Origin of the sequence: Streptomyces sp. TSRI0281, assembly GCF_001905125.1 — a bacterium.
Taxonomy (GTDB): domain Bacteria; phylum Actinomycetota; class Actinomycetes; order Streptomycetales; family Streptomycetaceae; genus Streptomyces.
Genome location: NZ_LWLE01000036.1, coordinates 356,439 through 376,959 on the forward strand (window position 1 = coordinate 356,439; position 20,521 = coordinate 376,959).

15 protein-coding genes are annotated in these 20,521 nt (G+C 71.5%); 10 read left to right on the top strand and 5 right to left on the bottom strand.

The window, feature by feature from the left end; translation table 11 throughout:
- The first annotated feature begins 41 nt into the window (after positions 1 to 41).
- Positions 42 to 695, top strand: coding sequence for a response regulator transcription factor (locus tag A6A29_RS38445; protein ID WP_198953557.1), 654 nt, complete (start codon positions 42 to 44; stop codon positions 693 to 695).
- Positions 692 to 1,978, top strand: coding sequence for a sensor histidine kinase (locus A6A29_RS38450; RefSeq protein ID WP_073727919.1), 1,287 nt, complete (start codon positions 692 to 694; stop codon positions 1,976 to 1,978). The genes A6A29_RS38445 and A6A29_RS38450 overlap by 4 nt, the downstream gene beginning before the upstream one ends.
- Here A6A29_RS38450 and A6A29_RS38455 read toward each other — a convergent pair.
- Positions 1,912 to 3,537 (bottom strand): VWA domain-containing protein, encoded by a 1,626-nt coding sequence (locus A6A29_RS38455; protein ID WP_073727921.1) that lies wholly within the window; start codon positions 3,535 to 3,537, stop codon positions 1,912 to 1,914. The genes A6A29_RS38450 and A6A29_RS38455 overlap by 67 nt on opposite strands.
- A 281-nt stretch (positions 3,538 to 3,818) precedes the next feature.
- Here A6A29_RS38455 and A6A29_RS38460 point away from each other — a divergent pair, with 281 nt between their 5' ends.
- From A6A29_RS38460 to A6A29_RS38470, 3 genes are all read left to right on the top strand, one after another.
- Positions 3,819 to 5,888, top strand: a complete 2,070-nt coding sequence (locus A6A29_RS38460) for a PhoX family protein (RefSeq protein WP_073727923.1) — start codon at positions 3,819 to 3,821, stop codon at positions 5,886 to 5,888.
- A gap of 238 nt (positions 5,889 to 6,126) precedes the next feature.
- Positions 6,127 to 7,806, top strand: a complete 1,680-nt coding sequence (locus tag A6A29_RS47280) for a hypothetical protein (protein WP_143197145.1) — start codon at positions 6,127 to 6,129, stop codon at positions 7,804 to 7,806.
- 153 nt (positions 7,807 to 7,959) lie between these two features.
- Positions 7,960 to 8,379 (top strand): RNA-binding S4 domain-containing protein, encoded by a 420-nt coding sequence (locus tag A6A29_RS38470; protein ID WP_073727927.1) that lies wholly within the window; start codon positions 7,960 to 7,962, stop codon positions 8,377 to 8,379.
- Positions 8,380 to 8,518: 139 nt separating this feature from the next.
- On the opposite strand, the gene A6A29_RS38475 is transcribed toward A6A29_RS38470, so the two are convergent.
- The 3 genes from A6A29_RS38475 to A6A29_RS38485 all read right to left on the bottom strand — a co-directional run bounded on the left by A6A29_RS38475 (position 8,519) and on the right by A6A29_RS38485 (position 11,871).
- The gene (locus tag A6A29_RS38475) at positions 8,519 to 10,384 is read right to left on the bottom strand and encodes an FUSC family protein (RefSeq protein WP_079183213.1); all 1,866 of its coding nucleotides are present in this window, start codon (positions 10,382 to 10,384) and stop codon (positions 8,519 to 8,521) included.
- A 142-nt stretch (positions 10,385 to 10,526) separates the two neighbouring features.
- Positions 10,527 to 10,772 (bottom strand): DUF2630 family protein, encoded by a 246-nt coding sequence (locus tag A6A29_RS38480; protein ID WP_073727930.1) that lies wholly within the window; start codon positions 10,770 to 10,772, stop codon positions 10,527 to 10,529.
- A 208-nt stretch (positions 10,773 to 10,980) separates the two neighbouring features.
- Entirely contained in the window at positions 10,981 to 11,871 is an 891-nt protein-coding gene (locus tag A6A29_RS38485; protein WP_073727932.1) for a hypothetical protein, read from the bottom strand.
- Between the two features lie 131 nt (positions 11,872 to 12,002).
- On the opposite strand from A6A29_RS38485, the gene A6A29_RS38490 reads away from it, so the two are divergent.
- The 5 genes from A6A29_RS38490 to A6A29_RS38510 all read left to right on the top strand — a co-directional run bounded on the left by A6A29_RS38490 (position 12,003) and on the right by A6A29_RS38510 (position 16,558).
- Positions 12,003 to 12,410: a hypothetical protein gene (locus A6A29_RS38490; protein ID WP_073727934.1), complete on the top strand. Its 408-nt coding sequence runs from the start codon at positions 12,003 to 12,005 to the stop codon at positions 12,408 to 12,410.
- A 141-nt stretch (positions 12,411 to 12,551) separates the two neighbouring features.
- The gene (locus A6A29_RS38495) at positions 12,552 to 13,121 is read left to right on the top strand and encodes an NADPH-dependent FMN reductase (RefSeq protein WP_073727936.1); all 570 of its coding nucleotides are present in this window, start codon (positions 12,552 to 12,554) and stop codon (positions 13,119 to 13,121) included.
- Between the two features lie 125 nt (positions 13,122 to 13,246).
- Complete coding sequence (locus tag A6A29_RS38500) at positions 13,247 to 14,218, top strand: ATP-binding cassette domain-containing protein (RefSeq protein ID WP_073727938.1); 972 nt, start codon at positions 13,247 to 13,249, stop codon at positions 14,216 to 14,218.
- Positions 14,215 to 15,072: an ABC transporter permease gene (locus tag A6A29_RS38505; protein ID WP_073727940.1), complete on the top strand. Its 858-nt coding sequence runs from the start codon at positions 14,215 to 14,217 to the stop codon at positions 15,070 to 15,072. Before A6A29_RS38500 ends, A6A29_RS38505 begins: the two co-directional genes overlap by 4 nt.
- Before the next feature lie 250 nt (positions 15,073 to 15,322).
- Entirely contained in the window at positions 15,323 to 16,558 is a 1,236-nt protein-coding gene (locus A6A29_RS38510; protein ID WP_073728160.1) for a protein phosphatase 2C domain-containing protein, read from the top strand.
- Positions 16,559 to 16,701: 143 nt separating this feature from the next.
- On the opposite strand, the gene A6A29_RS38515 is transcribed toward A6A29_RS38510, so the two are convergent.
- Complete coding sequence (locus A6A29_RS38515; RefSeq protein ID WP_073727942.1) at positions 16,702 to 20,406, bottom strand: ATP-binding protein; 3,705 nt, start codon at positions 20,404 to 20,406, stop codon at positions 16,702 to 16,704.
- Between the last annotated feature and the right edge of the window lie 115 nt (positions 20,407 to 20,521).

Here is a 20,521-nt window from a genome sequence, read left to right on the forward strand (position 1 = left end):
GGAGGGAGTGGACACGCATGCACGAGGCAGGGGACATCACGATGCGGGTACTTGTCGCCGAGGACGAGGAGATCCTGGCGGAGCTGGTCGCCACCGGGCTGCGCCGGGCCGGGTTCGCGGTCGACACGGTGTACAGCGGTGACGCGGCGCTCGCCTATCTCGGACTGCACGACTACGACGTGGTCGTCCTCGACCGCGACCTGCCCCGTGTGCACGGCGACGATGTGGCCCGCAAGCTGGTCGCCTCCGGCTCGCGGACCAGGATTCTGATGCTCACCGCCTCCGGAACGATGGAGGACCGTGTCGCCGGGCTCGATCTCGGAGCCGACGACTACGTGGCCAAGCCGTTCGAGTTCCCCGAGCTGGTGTCGCGGGTACGCGCGCTGCGGCGGCGCAGCGCCAGGCCCGTACCGCCGCAGCTGGAGCGGTACGGCATCCGGCTCGACACCGTGCGGCGGGCCGCGTCCCGGGACGGCCGGGACCTGGATCTGTCGCCGAAGGAGTTCACGGTGCTTCAGCTGCTCCTGGAGGCCGACGGCGGGACCGTCAGCGCGGAGGAGCTGCTGGAACGGGCCTGGGACGCCAACGCCGACCCGTTCACCGGGGCCGTGCGCGTGTGCATGAGCAAGCTGCGCGGCAAGCTCGGCGAGCCCGGCCTGATCCGTACCGTGCAGGGCGTCGGGTACGCCCTGTGAAGCGGCGGACCCGGCTCCTGCGGATGGTGGGCGCGGCGAACGTGCCGCACTCCACGATCCGGACGCGCATCGCTCTTGTGTACGGCGGGGTGTTCCTGGTCCTCGGGACCGCCCTGCTCGCCACCGTCAACCTGGCGTCCCGCGCCGGTACGGACTCCGAGGCGCGCGCCATCGCCTCGTCGGCCGCTGTCGTGCAGCCCGGCTACGCGGTGAACGGCCCGCTGATCAGCCGCAGCCGTCTCGGGCCGCCCACCGTCTACGACCTCACCGACCATGTCAGCGACGCGGCGGGCCGGCAGCTCATGTACTGGTCGATCGCCGCGCTGCTCGTGATGACGGCGTGCGCGGTCGCGGTGGGGTGGTGGACCGCCGGGCGGGTGCTGCGGCCCGTCCACGCGATGACCGCGAAGGCCCGTCGGCTCTCCGAGCACACCCTGCACGAACGGATAGCGTCCAGCGGTCCCGACGACGAGCTGAGGGAACTGGGCGAGACGCTCGACGCGCTGCTGGCGCGGCTGGAGAAGGCGTTCGACAGCCAGCGGCGGTTCATCGCGAACGCCTCGCACGAGCTGCGGACCCCGCTGGCCACGCAACGGGCCGCGATCCAGGTGGGTCTCGACGACCCGACGCCGGAGGATCTCGTCCGGACCCGGCAGACGCTTCTGGACGCCAACCGGCGCAGCGAGCGGCTCATCGAGGGGCTGCTGGTGCTGGCACGGAGCGAGCGGGGGCTGGCGACGAGCGAGCGGGAGAAGGTCGGCTTCGCCCGGGTGGTGGAGGAGGAGGCCGTGCGGCAGCAGGCCCGGCAGCGCGCGGCGCGCGGCGTCCCCGGCGGGCCGGAGGTGCCGGTGATGGACGTGAGGACCGTGGTGAGCGGGCCCTGCACCGTACGCGGAAACCGGCTGCTGCTCGCCCAACTGGTGGCGAACCTGCTGGCCAACGCCGTGACGTACAACGTGCCCGGCGGGTCCGTGGAGATGTCGCTCACGGCGGCGGGGGTTCTGGTGGTGCGCAACACCGGTCCGGTGGTGGCCGACGCGGACATCGCAGGGTTCTTCGAGCCGTTCCGGCGGGGCGAGGGCCGTGACCGGATGGGGCCGGGGTCGGGGCTCGGGCTTTCGATCGTACGTTCTATTGCGGTGGCTCACGGCGGTACGGTCACGGCGGTGCCCGGCCCCGAGGGCGGTCTCGCCGTGACCGTACAGCTGCCCGTGGATCAGCCTTCGGTGACCGTCTCGCGGGCCGCGATCCAGGCCGGCAGCCCGGCCAGGATCTCCCGGTAGAGCTCGGCGTCGGTGATCTCGCGCGGGGCCGGTCCCGCGTGGAAGAAGGCGGCGTTGTCGACGTCCAGCTTCCGCAGGAAGTCGAAGCCCTTCGCGTCCTGCTCGCCGAACGCGACGAACTGGAAGAACAGCGGCAGCCGTTCCGCATCGGCCAGTGCCTGCTTGGCGGCCTGCTTGGCGTCCGGCGGTCCGTCCGTCTGGAAGATCACCAGGGCGGGGCCGGTGGCCTCCGACTTCTCGTAGTGGGCGACGACCTCCTCGACGGCGCGGTGGTAGTTGGTACGGCCCAGGCGGCCGAGGCCCGCGTGCAGTTCGTCGATCCGGCCCTCGTGTGCGGTGAGCTCGATCGCCCCGGTGCCGTCGATGTCGGTCGAGAAGAAGACGACGGGCACGGTGGCGCTCTCGTCGAGGTGTGCGGCGAGAGCCAGCGCACGATCGCCCAGGTGCTGGGCGCTGCCGTCCTTGTAGAACGGCCGCATGGAGCCCGACCGGTCCAGGACCAGATAGACGGAGGCGCGGAGCCCCGTCAGACCGTGCGCCTTGAGTCCGGCCTGCGCCGCCTTGTACGGGGCGACGAGCTGGGGCGCGCGTGACTTGACCCGGGCGGCGGTCACGGCGGGCTTGCCGGGAGCGGGGGCGGGGGAGGAGACGGGGGTTTCGACGGCCTTGGAGGTCCCGGGGACCTCGGCTGCCTCGGGTGTTTCGACGGGCTTGACGACCTCGGGAGCCTTGGCGGGCTCGGGGGCTTCGACGGCCGCGACGGGCTCGGGAGCTGCCTCGGGGGCGGGCTCCGGCTCGGCATCCGGCTCGACGATGGCGGACGGCTCGGCTTCGGTGACCGGCGCGGCCTCAGTGACCGGCGCGGCCTCAGTGATCGGCTCGGCCGCGGTGACCGGCGCCGCCTCGGCGACCGGTGTGGATTCGGCGAGCGGCTCGGTCTCGGCGAGCGGCGTGGGTGCCGGTTCCGGGTCCAGGTCGATGGTGATCGGTTCCGGCGTGGCGTCCGACGTGGCCTCCGGCTCGACGGCCGGCGCGGCCTCGACCGGCTTGGCCTCCTCGGCGGCGGCTGCCACCTCGGCGGTCCCGACGGGCTCCACGACCTTCACCGGTTCGGGGGCCGGCTTCGGCTTCGCTTTCGGGGCTGAGCCCTGGGCCGGGACGGTCGGCGTGGCCGCCTTGTCGAACGCCGCCGCGACCAGGTCCGACGCCAGTCCGCTCTCGCGCCCGGCAGAACCGGAACCCGAACCGGAACCCGAACCGGAACCCGAACCGGAACCCGAACCGGAACCCGAACCGGAACCGGAAGAAGGCGCGGGTACGGAAGAGACGGAAGAAGAAGAGGAGGCCGAAGAAACCGAGGAACCCGAGGAAACCGAAGAAGGAGAGGCCGGGGCAGGAACCGAGACCTTCGGTTCCGGTACGGACGCGGCCGCAGGAGAGGTCTCCGGCTCCGACTCCGTGGGCTGGGTGCGCTCGGCCTGGGGCGGGACGGTGGCCGTGGTCGGCTCGTCCCGCTCCGTGCGGCCGAACACCTTGCGCAGCAAGCTCCGAATGCCCATGGGCGAGGCCTTTCGCATGAGTTGAGTGCGGTAAATGCCCGACCTGCGGAATTTGCTCCCTGGCCAGGGCGGATACGTAAGGTTAGCGGCCGGATCCGGCCGTTCGGCGGTGCGGCCCGCCCCTGGGACAGCTGAGCCGCAACCGATCCCTGTCCGAGTCCGGACCGAGCCTCAAGAGAGCAGCGGTGGCCCGGACTTCACTGTCCGTTCACCGGGAGTCCGTCATACCGCGTGGATGCACACCTACCGTCACACAAGACACATAGACGGAGGGAAACCACGTGCGCAATCTGCTGCCGCTCATCAGCTCGCACCCGGGCGGGCGCTCTGCGCTGACCTGCCGCTACCGCTGCGGTGACGCCTGCTTCAAGGAGATACCGAACACCAGCGACAACGAGTACGCCGGCGATGTCATCGCCGGCGCCCTGTCGCGTCGCTCGATGATGCGTGCCGCCGCCGTGGTGACCGTCGCGGCTGCCGCGGGTACCGCCGCGCTGACCGGCCCGGCCGCTCCGCAGGCCGAGGCCGCGGCGCTCGTCGGCCACGGTCACAAGCCCGGTCACCCGCACCGGCCCGCCCCCTCCGGCGCCCGTGGCCTGCGGTTCTCGCCCGTCGCCCCCAACAAGAACGACAAGGTCACCGTCCCGGACGGGTACGGCCAGAACGTGGTGATCCGCTGGGGCGAGCCGATCCTGCGCGGGGCCCCCGCCTTCAACCCGGACAAGCAGTCCGCGAAGGCGCAGGCGGGCCAGTTCGGCTACAACAACGACTTCCTCTCCCTGCTCCCGCTCCGCGGTGAGCGCGGTCGTCAGGTCCTGGTCGCCAACCACGAGTACACGGACGAGATCCTGATGTTCCGTGGGTACGATCCGGCCAACCCGACCCGCGAGCAGGTCGAGATCGCCTGGGCCGCGCACGGACTCTCCGTGGTCGTCGTCCAGGAGGAGCACCGCACCGGCAAGCTCGGCCCGGTCAACCGGCACCCGCTGAACCGCCGCCTCACCGCGACCAGCGAGTTCCGGGTCACCGGCCCGGCCGCCGGCAGCCCTCTGCTGCGTACGTCCGCCGACCGCACCGGGCGCAAGGTGTACGGCACGCTCAACAACTGCGCGGGTGGCACCACGCCGTGGGGCACGACCCTGCACGGCGAGGAGAACTTCAACCAGTACTTCGCCAACGGCTCCACCGACATGCACAAGCGGTACGGCATCGCGGCGGGCGCCACGGAGCGCAAGTGGGAGCGCTTCGACAAGCGTTTCGACCTGGCCAAGGAGCCCAACGAGGCCAACCGGTTCGGATGGGTCGTCGAGCTCGACCCGTACGACGCGGACTCCACCCCGCGCAAGCGGACCGCGCTGGGCCGGTTCAAGCACGAGGCCGCGCAGCCGCGACTGACCTCCGACGGACGTCCGGTCGTCTACATGGGCGACGACGAGAAGTTCGACTACTTCTACAAGTTCGTCTCCAGCAAGCGGATGAAGAAGGGGAATTCGCGGGCGGCCCACGCGCACAACCTCACCCTGCTGGACGAGGGCACGCTGTACGTCGCCAAGCTGACCGGTGACTCGCCGGTCAACGAGTTCGACGGCACCGGCAAGCTGCCCTCGGACGGCGAGTTCGACGGCAGTGGCGTCTGGATTCCGCTGGCCACGGGCAACACCTCGCACGTGCCCGGAATGACGGCCGAGGAGGTGTACGTCTACACGCGCCTGGCCGGTGACAAGGTCGGTGCCACGAAGATGGACCGCCCCGAGGACGTCGAGCCCTCGCCGCGCACCGGCCGTGTGTACATCGCGCTCACCAACAACTCCGACCGCGGCAAGGCGGGCAAGGCCGGTGCGGACGAGGCGAACCCGCGCAACGCCAACAAGCACGGTCAGATCCTGGAACTCGCCGAGAACTGGGACGACCCGGCGGGCGACGGCTTCGCCTGGCGGCTCTTCCTCGTCGCGGGCGACCCGAACGACCCGGCGACGTACTTCTCCGGCTTCCCCAAGGAGAAGGTCAGCCCGATCTCCTGCCCGGACAATGTGGCCTTCGACGCCCACGGCAACCTGTGGATCTCCACGGACGGCAACCAGCTCGGTTCGCACGACGGGCTGTTCGGAGTCGCGACCCAGGGCGAACGCCGGGGCGAGCTGAAGCAGTTCCTGACCGTCCCGACCGGCGCCGAGACCTGCGGCCCGCTCATCCAGGACCGCCGGGTCCTGGTCGCCGTGCAGCACCCGGGCGAGATCGACGGCGCGTCCGTCGAGAAGCCGGCGAGCAACTGGCCGGACGGACCCGGGAAGATCGTCCGTCCGTCGGTCGTCGCCGTGTGGCGCAAGGACGGCCGCGACATCGGCGTGTGATGCCCCTGAGGGCGAACGTCCTTCCTGCGGTGCAGTGAGGAAACATCAGGCCCGCGCCCCATGGGCGCGGGCCTGATGTGCGTCGCTCAAATATGTGTGCCCGGATCGGAGTTGCCCTGTCGGCGCGACCGGCCGACGTGAACCGCCATACGGTCGGTGACGTCGTGGTCGGTGATCTTTGATCTGTGCTGATCAGCGACCTGTGCTGACCGTACGCGCTCTCAAGAAGGGCTCCTCCATGGGACATTCATCCCGCAGAACACGTCTGGTGGCCCGCGCCGTGGCGGCCGGGGCGATGCTGACCGGCCTCGTGCCGGCGGCCGGTGCCGTCGCCGCACCGCTCACCGCCGCTCCCGCCCCCGCCGAGGTTCCGGCGGCCGGCGGTCCCGTACCGGGCGACGCCGGCATGCCTGATGACGGATTCGCCAGCGAACACGAGGGTGAGCAGGACGACCTGGTGGGCCCCGGTGGGACACCCACCGTCCCCGGCCTGGCGGCCGCCCCGGTTCCCGGACGGGTGGCCGACTTCAAGCTGGCGGCGGGCACCGGCCTCTCCGGCCTGGTCGGAAAGCTGGACGCCGCGCTGCCCGCACAGGGCCTCACCGAGCTGATGAAGCAGGCCAACCGGCCCGCCGGCTGGAATGCCGACTGTGGCACCACCGCCATCTACGGCTCCGATCTGTCGACCAGCCACCGTGTCTGCTGGCAGAGCGACGACCTCTCCTCCACCGAGTGGATTCCGCAGGCCATCACCGGGGTTTCGGACGCCCAGGAGGACGAGGACTGGGGCACGTCGAACGCCGAGCCGATCGCGGTGGCCTCGTACGACGACAGGAATCCGGACCGCAGCGACTACGCGGCGGGCCGTGACGACTGCCTCAAGAGCTCCGCTTCCGATGCCTGCAACGAGAAGGGCGTCCGGGTCAGCTTCTTCCATCAGGCCACGAAGCAGTACCGCCATGTCCTGCTGGCCTGGCCGTACATGAACTCCCAGGACCACATCTCCTTCGACGCGCTGCACGCACGCGAGGGCCTGTGCGATTCCGCGGTGACCACCAGCTGTGCCGCGCAGAACGGCATTCACGCGGGTGGCATGGTCTGGTACGGCAACTATCTGTACGTGGCCGACACCGCCAACGGCATGCGGGTCTTCGACCTCCGCAAGATCATGGACCTCAACCCCGACAACGATGCCGAGAAGAACGACCCGACGCCGGACGGTCTGGTCAGCGACGTCACGGACAAGAAGCGGATCGGGCGGCAGAACAACGTCTGGTACTCCTACGGCTACCGGTACGTGATGCCCCAGGTCGCCTCGTTGAAGTTCACGACGGCGAAGAACGGCGGAACCACCTCGGGGAACCAGTGCTACGCCACCGGGCGCCCCAAGGCTTCGTACATCTCGCTGGACCGGACGGGCACCGATCATCTGGTCCTGGGCGAGTACTGCAACCGCAACAACGGCGGCGACAGCACCGGCCGGGTCGGTACGTACCCGATGACCGCGCTCACCGCGGCGGTCGAGGGCGCCACCGGCACCACCGCGAGCGCGGATCTCGCCTACGGTCTGCCGACCGAGGGGATGTTCAACGGCGAGCGGCTGTGGCACAAGATCCAGGGTGTGTTGCGCTACGAGGGCACGTGGTACTTCCACCGCAGCAACGCCTACAGCAAGGGCCGGCTGCTCCAGGCCACCCCGGGCGCGGTCGGCGGGGCCACTCAGCTCGTAGGGAATCCGAAGATCCTGGAATCGGCGGTCGGCCCCGAGGACCTGTACCTGGCCCATGGGCGCGGGGACGGCTTCGCTCCGCAGCTGTGGTCGCTCAGCGAGCATGCCCCGAGCGCCGAGTGCTCGGGCTGCAAGCGCGAGCTGTACAGCTACAACATGAGTGAAGTGATCGGCGACTTCGGCTCCTGACGCCATCGGTCGGAGGTGGGCCCCGGTCGGACGTGGGCGCCGGTCGGGTGGGGCGGGGCAGGCGGGCCGGGGCAGGTGGGCGCGGCGGACGGGTGGGGTCGGAATCCCGCTCGTCCGGCGCCCGCGTGCGTTCGGCGCACTAGAGTCGGAGCCATGGTTTCCGGTGACGCACCGCAGGCGGAGGGAAGCGTCCGGGTCGACGTCTGGATCTGGTCGGTCCGGCTGACAAAGACCCGTTCGCAGGCCGCTGCCGCCTGCCGGGCAGGACATGTGAAGGTCGCGGGGGAGCGGGCCAAGCCCGCCCAGCCCCTGCGCGTCGGCGATGAGGTACGGCTCCGGCACGCGGGGCGGGACCGGATCGTCGTCGTATCGAAGATCGTGAAGAAGCGGGTCGGTCCGCCCGTTGCGGCGGAATGCTTCGTCGACAACAGTCCGCCCCCGCCGCCCCGTGACGTGGCGATCCAGGTCCCGGTCCGTGACCGGGGTGCGGGCCGCCCGACCAAGCGCGACCGGCGGGAGATGGAGCGCCTTCAGGGCCGGGCTCCGGAACGGGCGCCGGGTCCGGAGCAGTGACCGGTACGCGCCCGGTGCGGCGTTTCACGTGAAACGTCGCACCACGCTCCTTACCGGTGAGCCGAGTTACCCCTGAGCCTCGCCGAGCTGAGCCTCGCCGAGCTGTCTCCGTGTCGGGTCAGGGACGGCTCGTGCCCGGTCAGGGCTGGGGCGAGGCGATCGCACGCGCCGCGGCCACCTCCTGGCGCAGTGGCTCAAGGACGCTGTCCTCGTCGCCCGGCAGCTCGGCCCGTACCTCCACCAGGACCTCGCTGCTGCGTATGCCCTCGGCCAGCTCCCGCAACTGCTGCTCGATCCCCGCCACCTCGTGGGGCGAGGGCTCCGTGGCGCCGTGGTTCACCCGGACCCGGGCGGCCGTCGTCGCGTCCACGATCCGTTCGACGGCGACGACCAGCGGCCACCACGCGGTGGCCCGGGTGCCGACCGGCGGCGGTTCGGTCAGGGCCCGCTGGAACTCGGAGCGCACGGAGGACAGGTCGCGGTAGAGGCGACGCCGGGCCCGCACCCGCTCCGCCTGGTCGGTCCCGCGGCCGTCGAAACCGCACGCCACGTAGTCGGCGATGTCCGTCACGGCATCCGCGAGCCGGGAGCCGATCCGGGTGTGCCAGCTCTCCGGCCACAGCAGATAGCCCGCGATCAGCACGATGCCGCAGCCGATGAGACTGTCCAGGAACCGTGGCCAGACCAGCCCCACGCCCTGGTGGTTCAGCAGGTCGGACAGCAGCAGGATGACCGGTGTGATGGCCGCCGTCTGGAACGCGTACCCCTTGGCCGTGAGCGCCGGGATCAAGGCCGCGAGCACCACCATCGCGGGCACGTCCCACCATCCGATGGGCACCTCGGACAGCACGGGGGCGGCGACGACCAGCCCCGCCGCCGTGCCCACCGCACGCAGCACGGCACGCGAGAACACCGAACCGAAGTCGGGCTTCAGGACGAAGGTGACGGTCAGCGCGACCCAGTACGAGCGGGGCACCGGGATCAGCGAGGTGAGCGCCTGCGCCAGGCCGATGCAGAGGGCCAGCCGCAGCCCGTAACGCCAGGACGTCCCCGAGAGCAGCACGCTGCGGGTTGCCCGCCGGATGCGCACACCGAGCGCGGCGGGCCGTCCGAGCCGGTCGTCGACGTTGTACGGGTCGGGGTCGGCCTTGTGCACGACGGTCGCCGCGTGCCGCAGGGCGCTGTCCACCGCTCGGGTCGCGGGGGAGTCCGGGGTGGGCAGCCGCAGTTCGGGCTCGCCGGTACGGCTCAGCCCGACGTCGTCCGCGAGCTCACGTACCGCCGCGGGGATCTCGGCGGACAGCGAGATGTGCCGCACATGTACGGCGGGCGCCGCCTCGATGAGCGGGATGACGACGTTGAGCTGGGACAGCAGCCGCACCATGCGGGCGCTGCGTCCGTGGTAGCGGGCACGCCGGGCGAGGATCAGGTCGTAGGAGGTGTTGAGCGACTGGGTGACCGCCTGGCGCTGCTGCTCGTACTCCGGTGTCCCGGCGGCGGCCAGCAGGTCGGCGCAGGCACGGTAGGTGTCGGCGACCGCGGCGCGTTCGGGGAGCTGTCGGCGGAACGGCCAGGACAGCAGGGTCAGGACCAGCACCACCAGGCCGCCGAGCGTGAGCAGGAGCGGGGCCACCCACCACGGGTCGGGCATCGGCAGGCCGGCCCCGACCACCGAGTTGAGCAGGAGGAGCAGGCCGGAGACGGAGGCGACGGCGCCGATCGTCGACATCATGCCGGAGACCAGGCCGACGAAGGTCAGCACGGCGACGGCCGCCCAGCCGGTTCCGAACACGAACGTGCCCAGCATGATGCCGAGGGCGCCGAACAGCTGCGGTACGGCGATGTTGAAGATCCGCATCCGGTAGGCGTCGGCGGTGTCGCCGATGACACCGGACAGCGCGCCCATCGAGACCAGTGCGCCGTACGCCGGCCGGTCGACGGCGAAGCCGACGGCGAGCGGGGCGGCCAGGGCGATGGAGGCGCGCAGAACCGCGGCCCAGGGGATGGGCGCGGACTGCGGACGCAGCCCGTTCAGTAGCCACGGTGGTGGCGCGGCCCGCTTCCGTTCGGCATCGGCATCGGAGTCTGCATCGGCGGCGTCGGCCGTGGCCACTGCGTACCCCCTGTTTGTTCCGCGCGGTCCTCGGTCAGCTCTGGTACCCCTCCACCTCGTCGGCGGGGCGGACCTTCGCCACCGATGGGTCCTCGCCGTATTCGCTGAGCGCACGCCGCTGCCGCAACAGGTCCCAGCACTGATCGAGTTGGACCTCCACCGTACGCAGGCGCGCTTTCTCCTCGGCGGACAGGCCCAGGTTCCGGGTGGACCGGTCGCGCAGGGTCCGTTCCTCGGAGACCAGCCCGTCGATGTGTTCAAGGATGTCGTGGTCGGCCATGAGTGGCTCCTTCAGTGGGTCCGCCGGGTACGCGCCGACCGCGGCGGCTCGCATGTCGACCGCGACGGCACCACGACGGCAGCGCGACGGCTTGTACAGGGAAGACCTCTCAGTCGCCTCCCCGGCAGTCATGATTCCTACTGTCGCCCGGCCCCTGCCCGGCCGCACGTCGGGTCGGCGGCGGCCGCCTTGGGGCACCCGGTGCTGTTCACAAGGGGGCCTGTCCGGCGATCCGGGGTGTCCGCGCCCTGCGGCGCATCAGCAGCCGCGCCACCACCGCCCCCACCAGAAGGACCGCTCCCACCGCCAGAGCCACCCATACCGTCGTCCGCAGCGACGCGGTCAACGCGTCGACGACCGCCGCGGCCGCGTCCCGGTCACTGTCCGGTACCTCGTCCAGCACCCGGCGCCGGCCGACCGCGACCAGGACCCGCAGCACGATCGCGCCGAGTACGAACCCCGCCCCGACGACCGCCGTGGCCGTCAGCGCGGCCCGTCGGCCACCCCGCACCGTCGCGATGCCCACCACCAGCACCAGGAACACCAGCGTCCCCACGGCCGGCCAGACGCTGCAGTACCGCAGCCACCGGAACGAGCCGCGCAGCCGGTCGGCCTGGTCGGCGGTGAGCACCGTGATGTCCGTGTGCTGGACCGGGATCTGTTCCGCGAACGGCACCCCCTTACCCACCAGCTCCTGTTTGACCTGTTCGATCACCGGAGCCAGATCGATGTTCACGGCCTCCCCGCTGTTACCGTCCAGCGCCGACGTCACCGCCTTGTGCGCCGTGCGGTTCGCGGTGTCCCAGGCCGTGCGGAAGGCATCGGTATCGGTGAACGACCGCACGCTCTCGTGGAGAAAGTTCCGGACGGTGTCCTGGAGCGGGCCGAGGTCGATCTGCTTCATGGCCTCGTCGGTGATCAGATCGCTCACGGTGTTCTGCACGGCGGGATCGGAGGCGAGCGGGGAGACTGCGGCCACGTACCGGTCGGTGTCGTCGATCTCCAGGTCGACCCAGGCGGAGAGCGCGCTCAGCGGCACCAGGACCGCGAGCAGGAGGAGCAGTACTGCCGACAGGGTGGCTGAGAGGGAGGTCCGCACACCCCCAGGGAATCCCGCGGGGAGGCCGTGCGCCCCGGGCCGTACGCCATTCGAGTTGCCGTACGGCGCGGTCGGGTGTGCTCTGGAGGGACGGGGGCGTGCGACGGGGGCGACGGAAGGAGCTGTCCGCCATGGCCACACACGCAGCCATGCCGACCCGTGGGGGTTCCCGGGCTCGCGCACGGGCACGCCACCACAGCCCGCTCGCCTGGGCGCTGCCGCTCACGCTGGGCGTGATCTTCGGTTTCTACGCGGCTTTCATCCGCCGGGACGGTGGCCCGAGCACCGGCGGGCAGGTCCTTCTCGGGCTGGTCTCCGGAGTCGCGCTGGCCGCGCTCTGCTTCGCGCTGGGCCGGATCCAGCATGCGCTGCCGCGCGAGCTGAGGGCGGCGGCGTACGGGGCGCTGACCGCGTGCGCGATCGGGTTCCTGGTCAGCCTCACCGATACCAGCGTGCTGCGGTCCACCGGGCTGGGGGTGCTGGTCGGGGCCGTGATGCTCTGCGTTTCGTTCTACATCTTCTACACGAGGGAGGACTGAGCGCGAAGGCTGGTTTCTCTCCAGGGCGCGACCGCCAGATCGAATCTGGCGGTCGCGCCTCGCCGTCTGGCGCCCATGGGGTGAGGGAGCGGGCTGCGGGACCTGCGGGGCCCGGCACCCGGACGGGAGAGGAGGAGAGGGATGACGGGAAGCGCACGGCCGCTGCGCGTCGCGGTGATCATCGGCAGTACGCGCGAGGGGCGTATCGGTGACACCGTCGGCCGTTGGTTCCTGGCGCGGGCCCGGCTCCGCGACGAGCTGGAACTGGCCGTGCTGGACCTCGCCGACTTCGACTTCCCGGTGCACTATCCGGAGCGGGCGACCGACCAGATGACGGAGTTCGCCGGATCCATCGGGCGGGCCGAGGCTTTCGTGGTGGTGACCCCGGAGTACAACCGCTCGTTCCCGGCCTCCCTGAAACAGGCCGTCGACTTCGCGTACGAGGAGTGGCAGGCGAAGCCGGTCGCTTTCGTGAGCTACGGGCATGGCTCCGCAGGTCTGTACGCGGTCGAGCAGCTGAGATCGGTCTTCACGGAACTCCACACGGTGACCATGCGCAACGGGGTGGCCTTCGACTTTCTGACCGAGCGGCTGGACGACAAGGCGGAGGACTACGGGCGGGACCGGGCCGTGGGGCTGATGCTCGACCAGCTCGGATGGTGGGGCACCGCGTTGAGAGACGCGCGGGCGGCCCGCCCCTATGTCTCATGACGCAGCCCGGCCCGGCCCCGCCCCGAACCAACAGCTCCCCAACCCCCAGCCCCCAGGCCCCAGGCCCTCAGAAACAGCTCCTCCGGATCATCAGAACCCACCCGTCGACGTACAAGGAATGGAACATGAGCATTGAACTGGCCATCGAGACCACGGGGCTGGTGAAGGTCTTCGGCGACAACCGCGCGGTGGACGGCGTCGACCTCGCCGTCCCGGCCGGCACGGTCTACGGCGTCCTCGGACCCAACGGCGCCGGGAAGACCACCACCGTACGGATGCTCGCGACGCTGCTGCGACCGGACGACGGCGAGGCACGGGTGTTCGGCAAGGACGTGGTGAAGGACGCCGACGCGGTCCGCAGCAGGGTCTCCCTCACCGGGCAGTACGCCTCGGTCGACGAAGACCTGACCGGCGCCGAGAATCTGGTGCTGCTCGCACGTCTCCTCGGGCACGGCAAACCGGCCGCCCGGACCCGGGCGGAGCAGCTGTTGGAGGGCTTCGGGCTGAGTGCGGCGGCCGGAAAGCAGGTGAAGAACTACTCGGGAGGCATGCGGCGCCGCATCGACATCGCCGCCTCCATCCTGAACACCCCGGACCTGCTCTTCCTCGACGAGCCGACGACCGGGCTGGACCCGCGCAGCCGTAACCAGGTGTGGGACATCGTGCGAGCCGTCGTCGCCCAGGGCACCACGGTCATGCTGACCACCCAGTATCTGGACGAGGCGGACCATCTGGCGTCCCGGATAGCCGTCATCGACCACGGCAGGGTGATCGCGGAGGGGACGAAGGGCGAGCTGAAGGCGTCGGTCGGCTCCGGCTCCGTCCATCTGCGCCTGCGGGACCCCGAACAGCGCCCCGAGGCCGAGCGGGTGCTGGCGATCGCTCTGAACGCGACGGTGCAACTGGACCCGGACCCCGTGGCGCTCACGGCCAGGGTCAACGGGCACGGCACCGAGCGGGGCGCGGCGGAACAGGCCGCGCGGGCACTGGCCGAACTGGCCCGGTCCGGTATCACCGTCGACAACTTCTCGCTGGGGCAGCCCAGCCTCGACGAGGTCTTCCTCGCACTCACGGACAAGAAGGGAGTGGCGGCATGAGCACCGCGACCGCCAAGACAGAGCTCGGCGAGGTCGCGCTCGCAGCCCCCGACGCGGAGCGTCTCGCATCCCTTCTGGTCGGTCAGGAACGGCCGCCGAGGCCCAGCGCGCTGTCGGCCTCCCTCACCTTCGGGTGGCGGGCCATGCTGAAGATCAAGCATGTGCCGGACCAGTTGTTCGACGTGACGGCGTTCCCGATCATGCTGGTCCTGATGTACACGTATCTCTTCGGCGGGGCGCTGGCCGGTTCCACCGAGGAGTACATCCAGTTCCTGCTGCCCGGCATCCTGGTGATGAGCGTCGTGATGATCACGATGTACACGGGTGTCTCGGTCAACACCGACATCGCCAAGGGCGTCTTCGACCGTTTCCGTACGCTGCCGATCTGGCGGCCCGCGCCGATGGTCGGTTATCTGCTCGGCGATGTTCTGCGCTATGTGATGGCCTCGGTGGTGATGCTCGCTGTCGGCATGATCATCGGCTTCAGACCGGACGGCGGAGTGGTCGGGGTGCTGGCGGGCATTGCCCTGCTGCTGGTCTTCGCCTTCGCGTTCTCCTGGATCTGGACGATGTTCGGTCTGCTGCTGCGCTCCGAGAAGTCGGTGATGGGCGTCAGCATGATGGTGATCTTCCCCCTGACGTTCCTCAGCAATGTGTTCGTCGACCCGAAGACGATGCCGGGCTGGCTGCAGGCATTCGTGAACAACAGCCCGGTCACCCATCTGGCCTCGGCGGTACGTGAGTTGATGGCCGGGAACTGGCCGATGGCGGACATCGCCTGGTCGCTCGGCTGGGCCGCCCTGTTCGTGGTGGTGTTCGGCCCGGTGACGATGCGGCTCTACAACCGCAAGTGACGGGGGTGGGCGGGGCGGTTCTGCCGGCCCCGGTGCCTCGCTGACCCGGATCCTTGACCTTCCCCGCAGGGGAAGCCCCAGCATCGGTGGGGCCGGGCGGAAGTCGCCCGGTACGAGGAGGTATGCGGTGAAACGCGAGGGCCGTGCGGTGGGCTCCGAGGGTGCTGGTGGCGCCGGGGACGCCGGGGACGCCGGGGACGCCAAAGGTGTCAGTGGTGCCAGCGGTGCTGGTGGCGCTGGTGGTGCTGGGCTGGTGTCGATCGGGGAGTTCGCCCGGTTGTCCCGGCTCTCCGCGAAGGCGCTGCGCCGCTACGACGAGCTGGGCCTGCTCCGGCCCGCCCTGGTCGATCCGGTGAACGGCTACCGGTACTACGACCAGGGGCAGGTGGAGACGGCCCGGCTGGTGGCGTGGCTGCGCAGGATCGGGATGCCGCTCACCCGGATCACCGGGGTGGTGGCACTCGACGCGGGCGCCGCCGCGGCGGAGATCCGCGCCTACTGGGCGCGGGTGGAGGCCGAGACGGCGGCCCGGCGCGATCTGGCGACCTTCCTCGTCGACCATCTGTCAGCGGAGGACATCACGATGTCGAAGATGCCGAACGGTGCACGGGGCGGCCAGGAATCAGGGCCCGGTAATGGGCTGCGGGACAGCAACGGCCGTCCGGGCAGCGCAGGTTCGCGGGGTGGCAGCGGATCAGGGGGCGGGGGCGGTTCACGGGGTCAGGGCGGTTCGGGAGGCGGGGCCGGTGCCGGTCTGGGCACGCTCGGGATTCGGTACGCGGCGCTGTCGGACGCGGGGGCGGCGCGGGAGTCCAACCAGGACGCGGTCCACGCGGGGGCCCGGTTGCTGGCCGTCGCCGACGGTTTCGGGGCGAGCGGCGCCGAGGCGAGTGCGGCGGCGATCGGTGCGCTGAGGCCGGCCGCGCAGGCGGCGGTGAGCGCGGCGGATCTGCTCAACGCGCTGGAGGACGCGGCGGACCTCGCGTCGCGGGCGGTCCGGGACGTGGTCGCGGGGCGCGCCGTCCCGGAGGAGTCGGGGACCACGCTCACCGCGATGGTGTGGACCGGCTCCGGGCTGGGGCTGGTGCACATCGGGGACTCGCGCGCCTATCTGCTGCGGGGCGGCGAGCTGTTCCGGATCACGCACGACCACAGCCTCGTCCAGTCGATGATCGACGACGGCTCGCTGACGGCGGAGGAGGCACGCTCGCATCCTCAGCGCGCGTTGCTGCTCAAGGCGCTGGTGGGCGGGGCATCCACGACCCCGCCCCGGCCGGATGTCCGGCTGTATGAGGCCCGTCCGGGGGACCGGTACCTCCTGTGCTCGGACGGACTGTCGGCGGTGGTGGAAGAGACGGACCTGACCCGTGCGCTCGTCGCGGCGGACGGTCCCGACACGGCCGTACGCGAGCTGGTCGCCCTGGCCGGTGACGCGGGCGGACCCGACAACGTGGCGTGTGTCGTCGCCGATGTCGTGGCCCTGTGAGGTGGGGCATGCGGAGGCCCACCTGATCCTGCATCGGCGGGACTGTGGAGGTCCACCTGATCCTGCACCGGCTGCGGGCTGCGGGCAGCTGAGGACCCAGGGACGGGGGAGAGCTGCGAGGGGAGGGCGGATGTCGCGGGCGTTCACAGGCGCCAGTCGGGGGTGTGGCCGGGGCGGTAGGCACAGGTGGTGCCTGTGGTCACGGACTCCCGCAGGTGAGCGGCCAGTTGGGGGTGGAGCCCGTCGAGCTTGCGGAGGGTGTCGCGGATGCGGGCGGTGACGGTCTTGCGGGCCCGCTCGGTCTCGTCGCCCAGACGGCGGGTCCTGCCACCGAGACCGGCCGCGCTGCGGAGTTCGTCGAGCAGCGCCTGACGCTCCCGGTCGTACTCCTCGACCCGCTGCATGTCGTCCCGTGCCGCCGCGCGGTCTATCTCCATGTCGAGCCGGTCCAGGCGTTCCTTGTAACGGTGCTTGGCCTCGTCGTCGAGCACCGGGTCGCCGCCGAGCTGCCGGGCGGCGACGACGAGTTCGCCGCCCTCGGGGGCGAGCAGGTGCACGGCAGGAATGTCCGCACCGGGCAGACCCAGCAGGGTGTGCAGGTCCCGGAGCCCCTTGGCGTCGGGTACGTGCACGGTCACTCCGTGCCAACGGAGCATCCACACGGGCCCGTTCCGCCGGAACTCCCCCGCGGGTGCGGTGGTGTCGCCGGGCGGAACCTGCCGGGCGGCCCCGGCCTGTGGGGAGACGTGCTCATCGGACGGGGTGCGGGACGTGGGCGTGGCGGTGCCGGAGGCGGGTGCGGGCAGGGACGCGGTGCTGGTCCCCGCCCGGTGCGAGCGCATGGACGCGGCACGGGACGCCAGGTGGTGCAGGCCCAATTCGGTGGCCTCTCCGCTGACTTCGGCGAGCAGCCGGCCGGCCCGCGCGACATCTCGTGCGACATCCCCCGCGACATCCCCTGCGGCGTCGACCGCCGTAGCGCCCGTAGCCGCCGTACCGTGCGTACCCTCCGTACCGCCTGTGCCCTCCGTCCGGTGCGTGCCCTCCGCGTCCGGCGGTCCCGCTGTCGTGTCGGCCGTCGCGTCCCCGGCCCGGGCGAGGAGGGATTCCGCCAGGTGGAGGCGGGCGCGTACGGACCAGGGGCGGGCGCCCAGGCGGTCCGAGGAGGCGATGGCCTCGGTGAGCGAGGTCACCGCCGCGTCCCGGTCCCCGCGGGCCGCGGCGAGCAGGCCGAGCCAGAGGTCGACGGGCCCGCTGATGTCGCATCCGTACAGGGAGACGACCCACTGCCCGGCGTACGGCGCGAGGGCGTCCTCCGCTCGGGCGATGAGCTGCGGGTCACCGGTCACCGCGGCCGTCTGGGCCATCAGCCGGAGCCACAGCGGGGTGAAGGCGCGCGGATAGGGGGCTGCCGGTTCGGACCGCTCGGCGATGTGGCGCAGTGCGGGTGCCGCGTCGCCCTGTTCCACCGCCGTGATCGCCTCCAGCAGCCGGGGGTAGGGATATCCGGCGGCGGGCAGCTGGGCGAGGACCTCCTCGGCGTTCTCGTACCGCCCCCGGAGCAGGTGGAGGGCCCAGTGCAGATGGCCCGCCATGAAGCCGAACGGCGCGTGCTCGGACGCCTGTTCGTTCATCGCCTCGTCCGCGAGGGCGGCTTCCGCTTCGGCGAACCGCCCGTGCAGGGAGGCGATCAGGCTGGTGTCGACGGCGATGCCCAGGTCGAACCGGGGCAGGTCGGCCCGCTCGGCGAGCGTGACGAACGTCCGGAACTGGTCCACGAACCCCGGATCGCCCAGCTCCAGCAGGGCCACCCACCGCATCGACGTGGCATGGAGCTCCATTTCGCGGTGGTGGGTGCGGCGGGCGACGTCGATCATCTCGTCGGTCAGCTCAAGGCGTTCCACCGAGGAGCCGAGACCCCATACGGAGTCGTGCCGCGCCCAGAGGGAGAAGGCGAGCGCCTCGTCGTCCGTGCCGCGCCGGGCCAGCGCCACGATGTTGATGGCCAGCTCCTGGGCGAGCCGGTCGGGGGAGAGCTTCTCCTGACCGTCCTTGCCGGTGACCTTGCGGTGCGCGTCGCGCAGCAGGGCCACGGTGGACGCCTCCCGGGAACCCAGGGAACCCTCGCGATGCAGCGTCATCGCGACCCGGGCGAGCAGCTCGGGCTCGTCCAGTTCCTGCGCGAGGGTGACGGCCCGGTCCAGATAGCGTTGCCCCTCCGCCGGGTCGGCGCCGTGCCGCAGCTGCCCGGCGAGGTCGAGGCAGATCAGTGCCGTCCGGCGGCGGTCCGGTGCCTCCCCCTCCGCCGAGTCCCCGGTCGCCGCGTCCAGGGCGCGCCGGTAGTGGCCGACGGCCTCCTCGTCGGCCAGCCGTCCCGAGGCGTCCTGGGCGGCCGCCGTCATCAGCTCGATCCGGCGTTCGCGCTCCAGCGCGCCGCCCGCGAGGTGGGCGTGCCGGGCGAGATCGCCGGGAAGGACGGACTCGCCGAGCCCGCCGTGCGCGTCCAGGGTCCGTACGACCTGCGCGTGCCGCCCGCGGACCGCCGTCCCGTCCAGCGAGGCGTACAGCGTCTCGCGCACCAGGTCGTGGGCGAAGGCGTACTGCCCGGTCGGGTGGGCGACGACGACACGGGCTGCGACCGCCCGTTCCAGGAGCCGTTCCACATGGGGGACCGGCTCCCCGTGCACCACGGCGAGGACCTGGCGGCGGAAGTCGCGGCCGAGGACGGCGGCGGTCGTCAGCAGGGCGACCACGGGTTCGGGCAGCAGGGCCAGCCGCTGTCCGACCGCCTCCCGTACACCCGGCGGAATGGTGGAAACCGGGCTTCCGCTGTGCCAGAGCCGGGCGGTCTGCTCGACGAAGAACGGATTGCCGCCCGTACGCCGGTGGACCTCGTCGACCAGCTTCGGTACCGGTTCCCGGCCCGCGGTGACGGCCATCAGCGCACCCACCTCGTCGCGGCCCAGCCCGGTCAGGGTGAGGGTGGCCGAGGCCCGTGAGACGAGCGGCAGGATCAGTGGCTGGAGCGGGTGTCCCGGGGCCTCCACCTCCACGTCCCGGTAGGTGCCGACGAGCAGCAGGCGCTCGAACCAGGCGTGCTGGGCGGCGAATCCCAGGAGCCGCAGCGACGCGGGGTCGGCGCTGTGGAGATCGTCGAGGACGACTAACAGCGGGCGGCTCTGGGAGACCGTGACGAGGGCGGTGGTCACCGCGTCGTACAGCCCGAACGCCTCTGCGGCGTCGGAAGGACCCGTGCCGGAGTCCGCCGTGCCCCCGCCCGTGCCCCCGCCCGTGCCCGTGCCCGTTCCCCCGCCCGGACCTGTACCCGCGCCTGGACCCGTGCCCCCGCCCGGACCTGTACCCGCGCTCGGCCCCGTACCCCCGCTGGACGCCCCGCCCGGTCCTGTACCCGAGCCCGGATTCGTACCCGCGCCCGGTGCTGTGGCCGCGGCGGATTTCGGGCCCGGTCCCGGGCCCTCGCGGTCCGTCCCGGTCAGGAGTCCGGCCACGGAGCCCCCGCCCGGCTCGCCGAGGAGTATCCCCAGCCGTCCGTCCGACGCTTCCTGGGCCGCCGCCCACTCCGCCGCCGTGGCGGAGCGGCGCACGCCGCGCAGCACCTGCACCCACGGCCAGTAACCGGGGGCGCTGTCGGAGTCCCAGCAGGAACCGCCGACCACGAGCGCGCCGCGCCGCCGTGCCTCGTGGGCGGCGTCCGTGACGAGCGTGGTCTTGCCGATGCCGGCCTCGCCCGTGACGAGCACAAGACCGCCGTGGCTGTCCGTCGCCCGGCCGATCTCCGCACGGAGGACGCCTGCGGGATGGTCGCGCCCGAACAGAGCAGGGGTCATGACCACACGATAGGAGGCCCCACTGACAACGGGCGGGCCCGCGCGACATCGCGCAGGTCCGCCCGCCCGTCCGGTAACCCGGACCACTCAGCGATCACTCACCGGTCGCTTTCGC

Coding starts and splice junctions, on each gene's coding strand:
- A6A29_RS38445 (WP_198953557.1), top strand. CDS start 42: ATGCGGGTACTTGTCGCCGAGGACGAGGAGATCCTGGCGGAGCTGGTC.
- A6A29_RS38455 (WP_073727921.1), bottom strand. CDS start 3,537: ATGGGCATTCGGAGCTTGCTGCGCAAGGTGTTCGGCCGCACGGAGCGG.
- A6A29_RS47280 (WP_143197145.1), top strand. CDS start 6,127: ATGGGACATTCATCCCGCAGAACACGTCTGGTGGCCCGCGCCGTGGCG.
- A6A29_RS38470 (WP_073727927.1), top strand. CDS start 7,960: ATGGTTTCCGGTGACGCACCGCAGGCGGAGGGAAGCGTCCGGGTCGAC.
- A6A29_RS38480 (WP_073727930.1), bottom strand. CDS start 10,772: ATGGCCGACCACGACATCCTTGAACACATCGACGGGCTGGTCTCCGAG.
- A6A29_RS38490 (WP_073727934.1), top strand. CDS start 12,003: ATGGCCACACACGCAGCCATGCCGACCCGTGGGGGTTCCCGGGCTCGC.
- A6A29_RS38495 (WP_073727936.1), top strand. CDS start 12,552: ATGACGGGAAGCGCACGGCCGCTGCGCGTCGCGGTGATCATCGGCAGT.
- A6A29_RS38500 (WP_073727938.1), top strand. CDS start 13,247: ATGAGCATTGAACTGGCCATCGAGACCACGGGGCTGGTGAAGGTCTTC.
- A6A29_RS38505 (WP_073727940.1), top strand. CDS start 14,215: ATGAGCACCGCGACCGCCAAGACAGAGCTCGGCGAGGTCGCGCTCGCA.
- A6A29_RS38515 (WP_073727942.1), bottom strand. CDS start 20,406: ATGACCCCTGCTCTGTTCGGGCGCGACCATCCCGCAGGCGTCCTCCGT.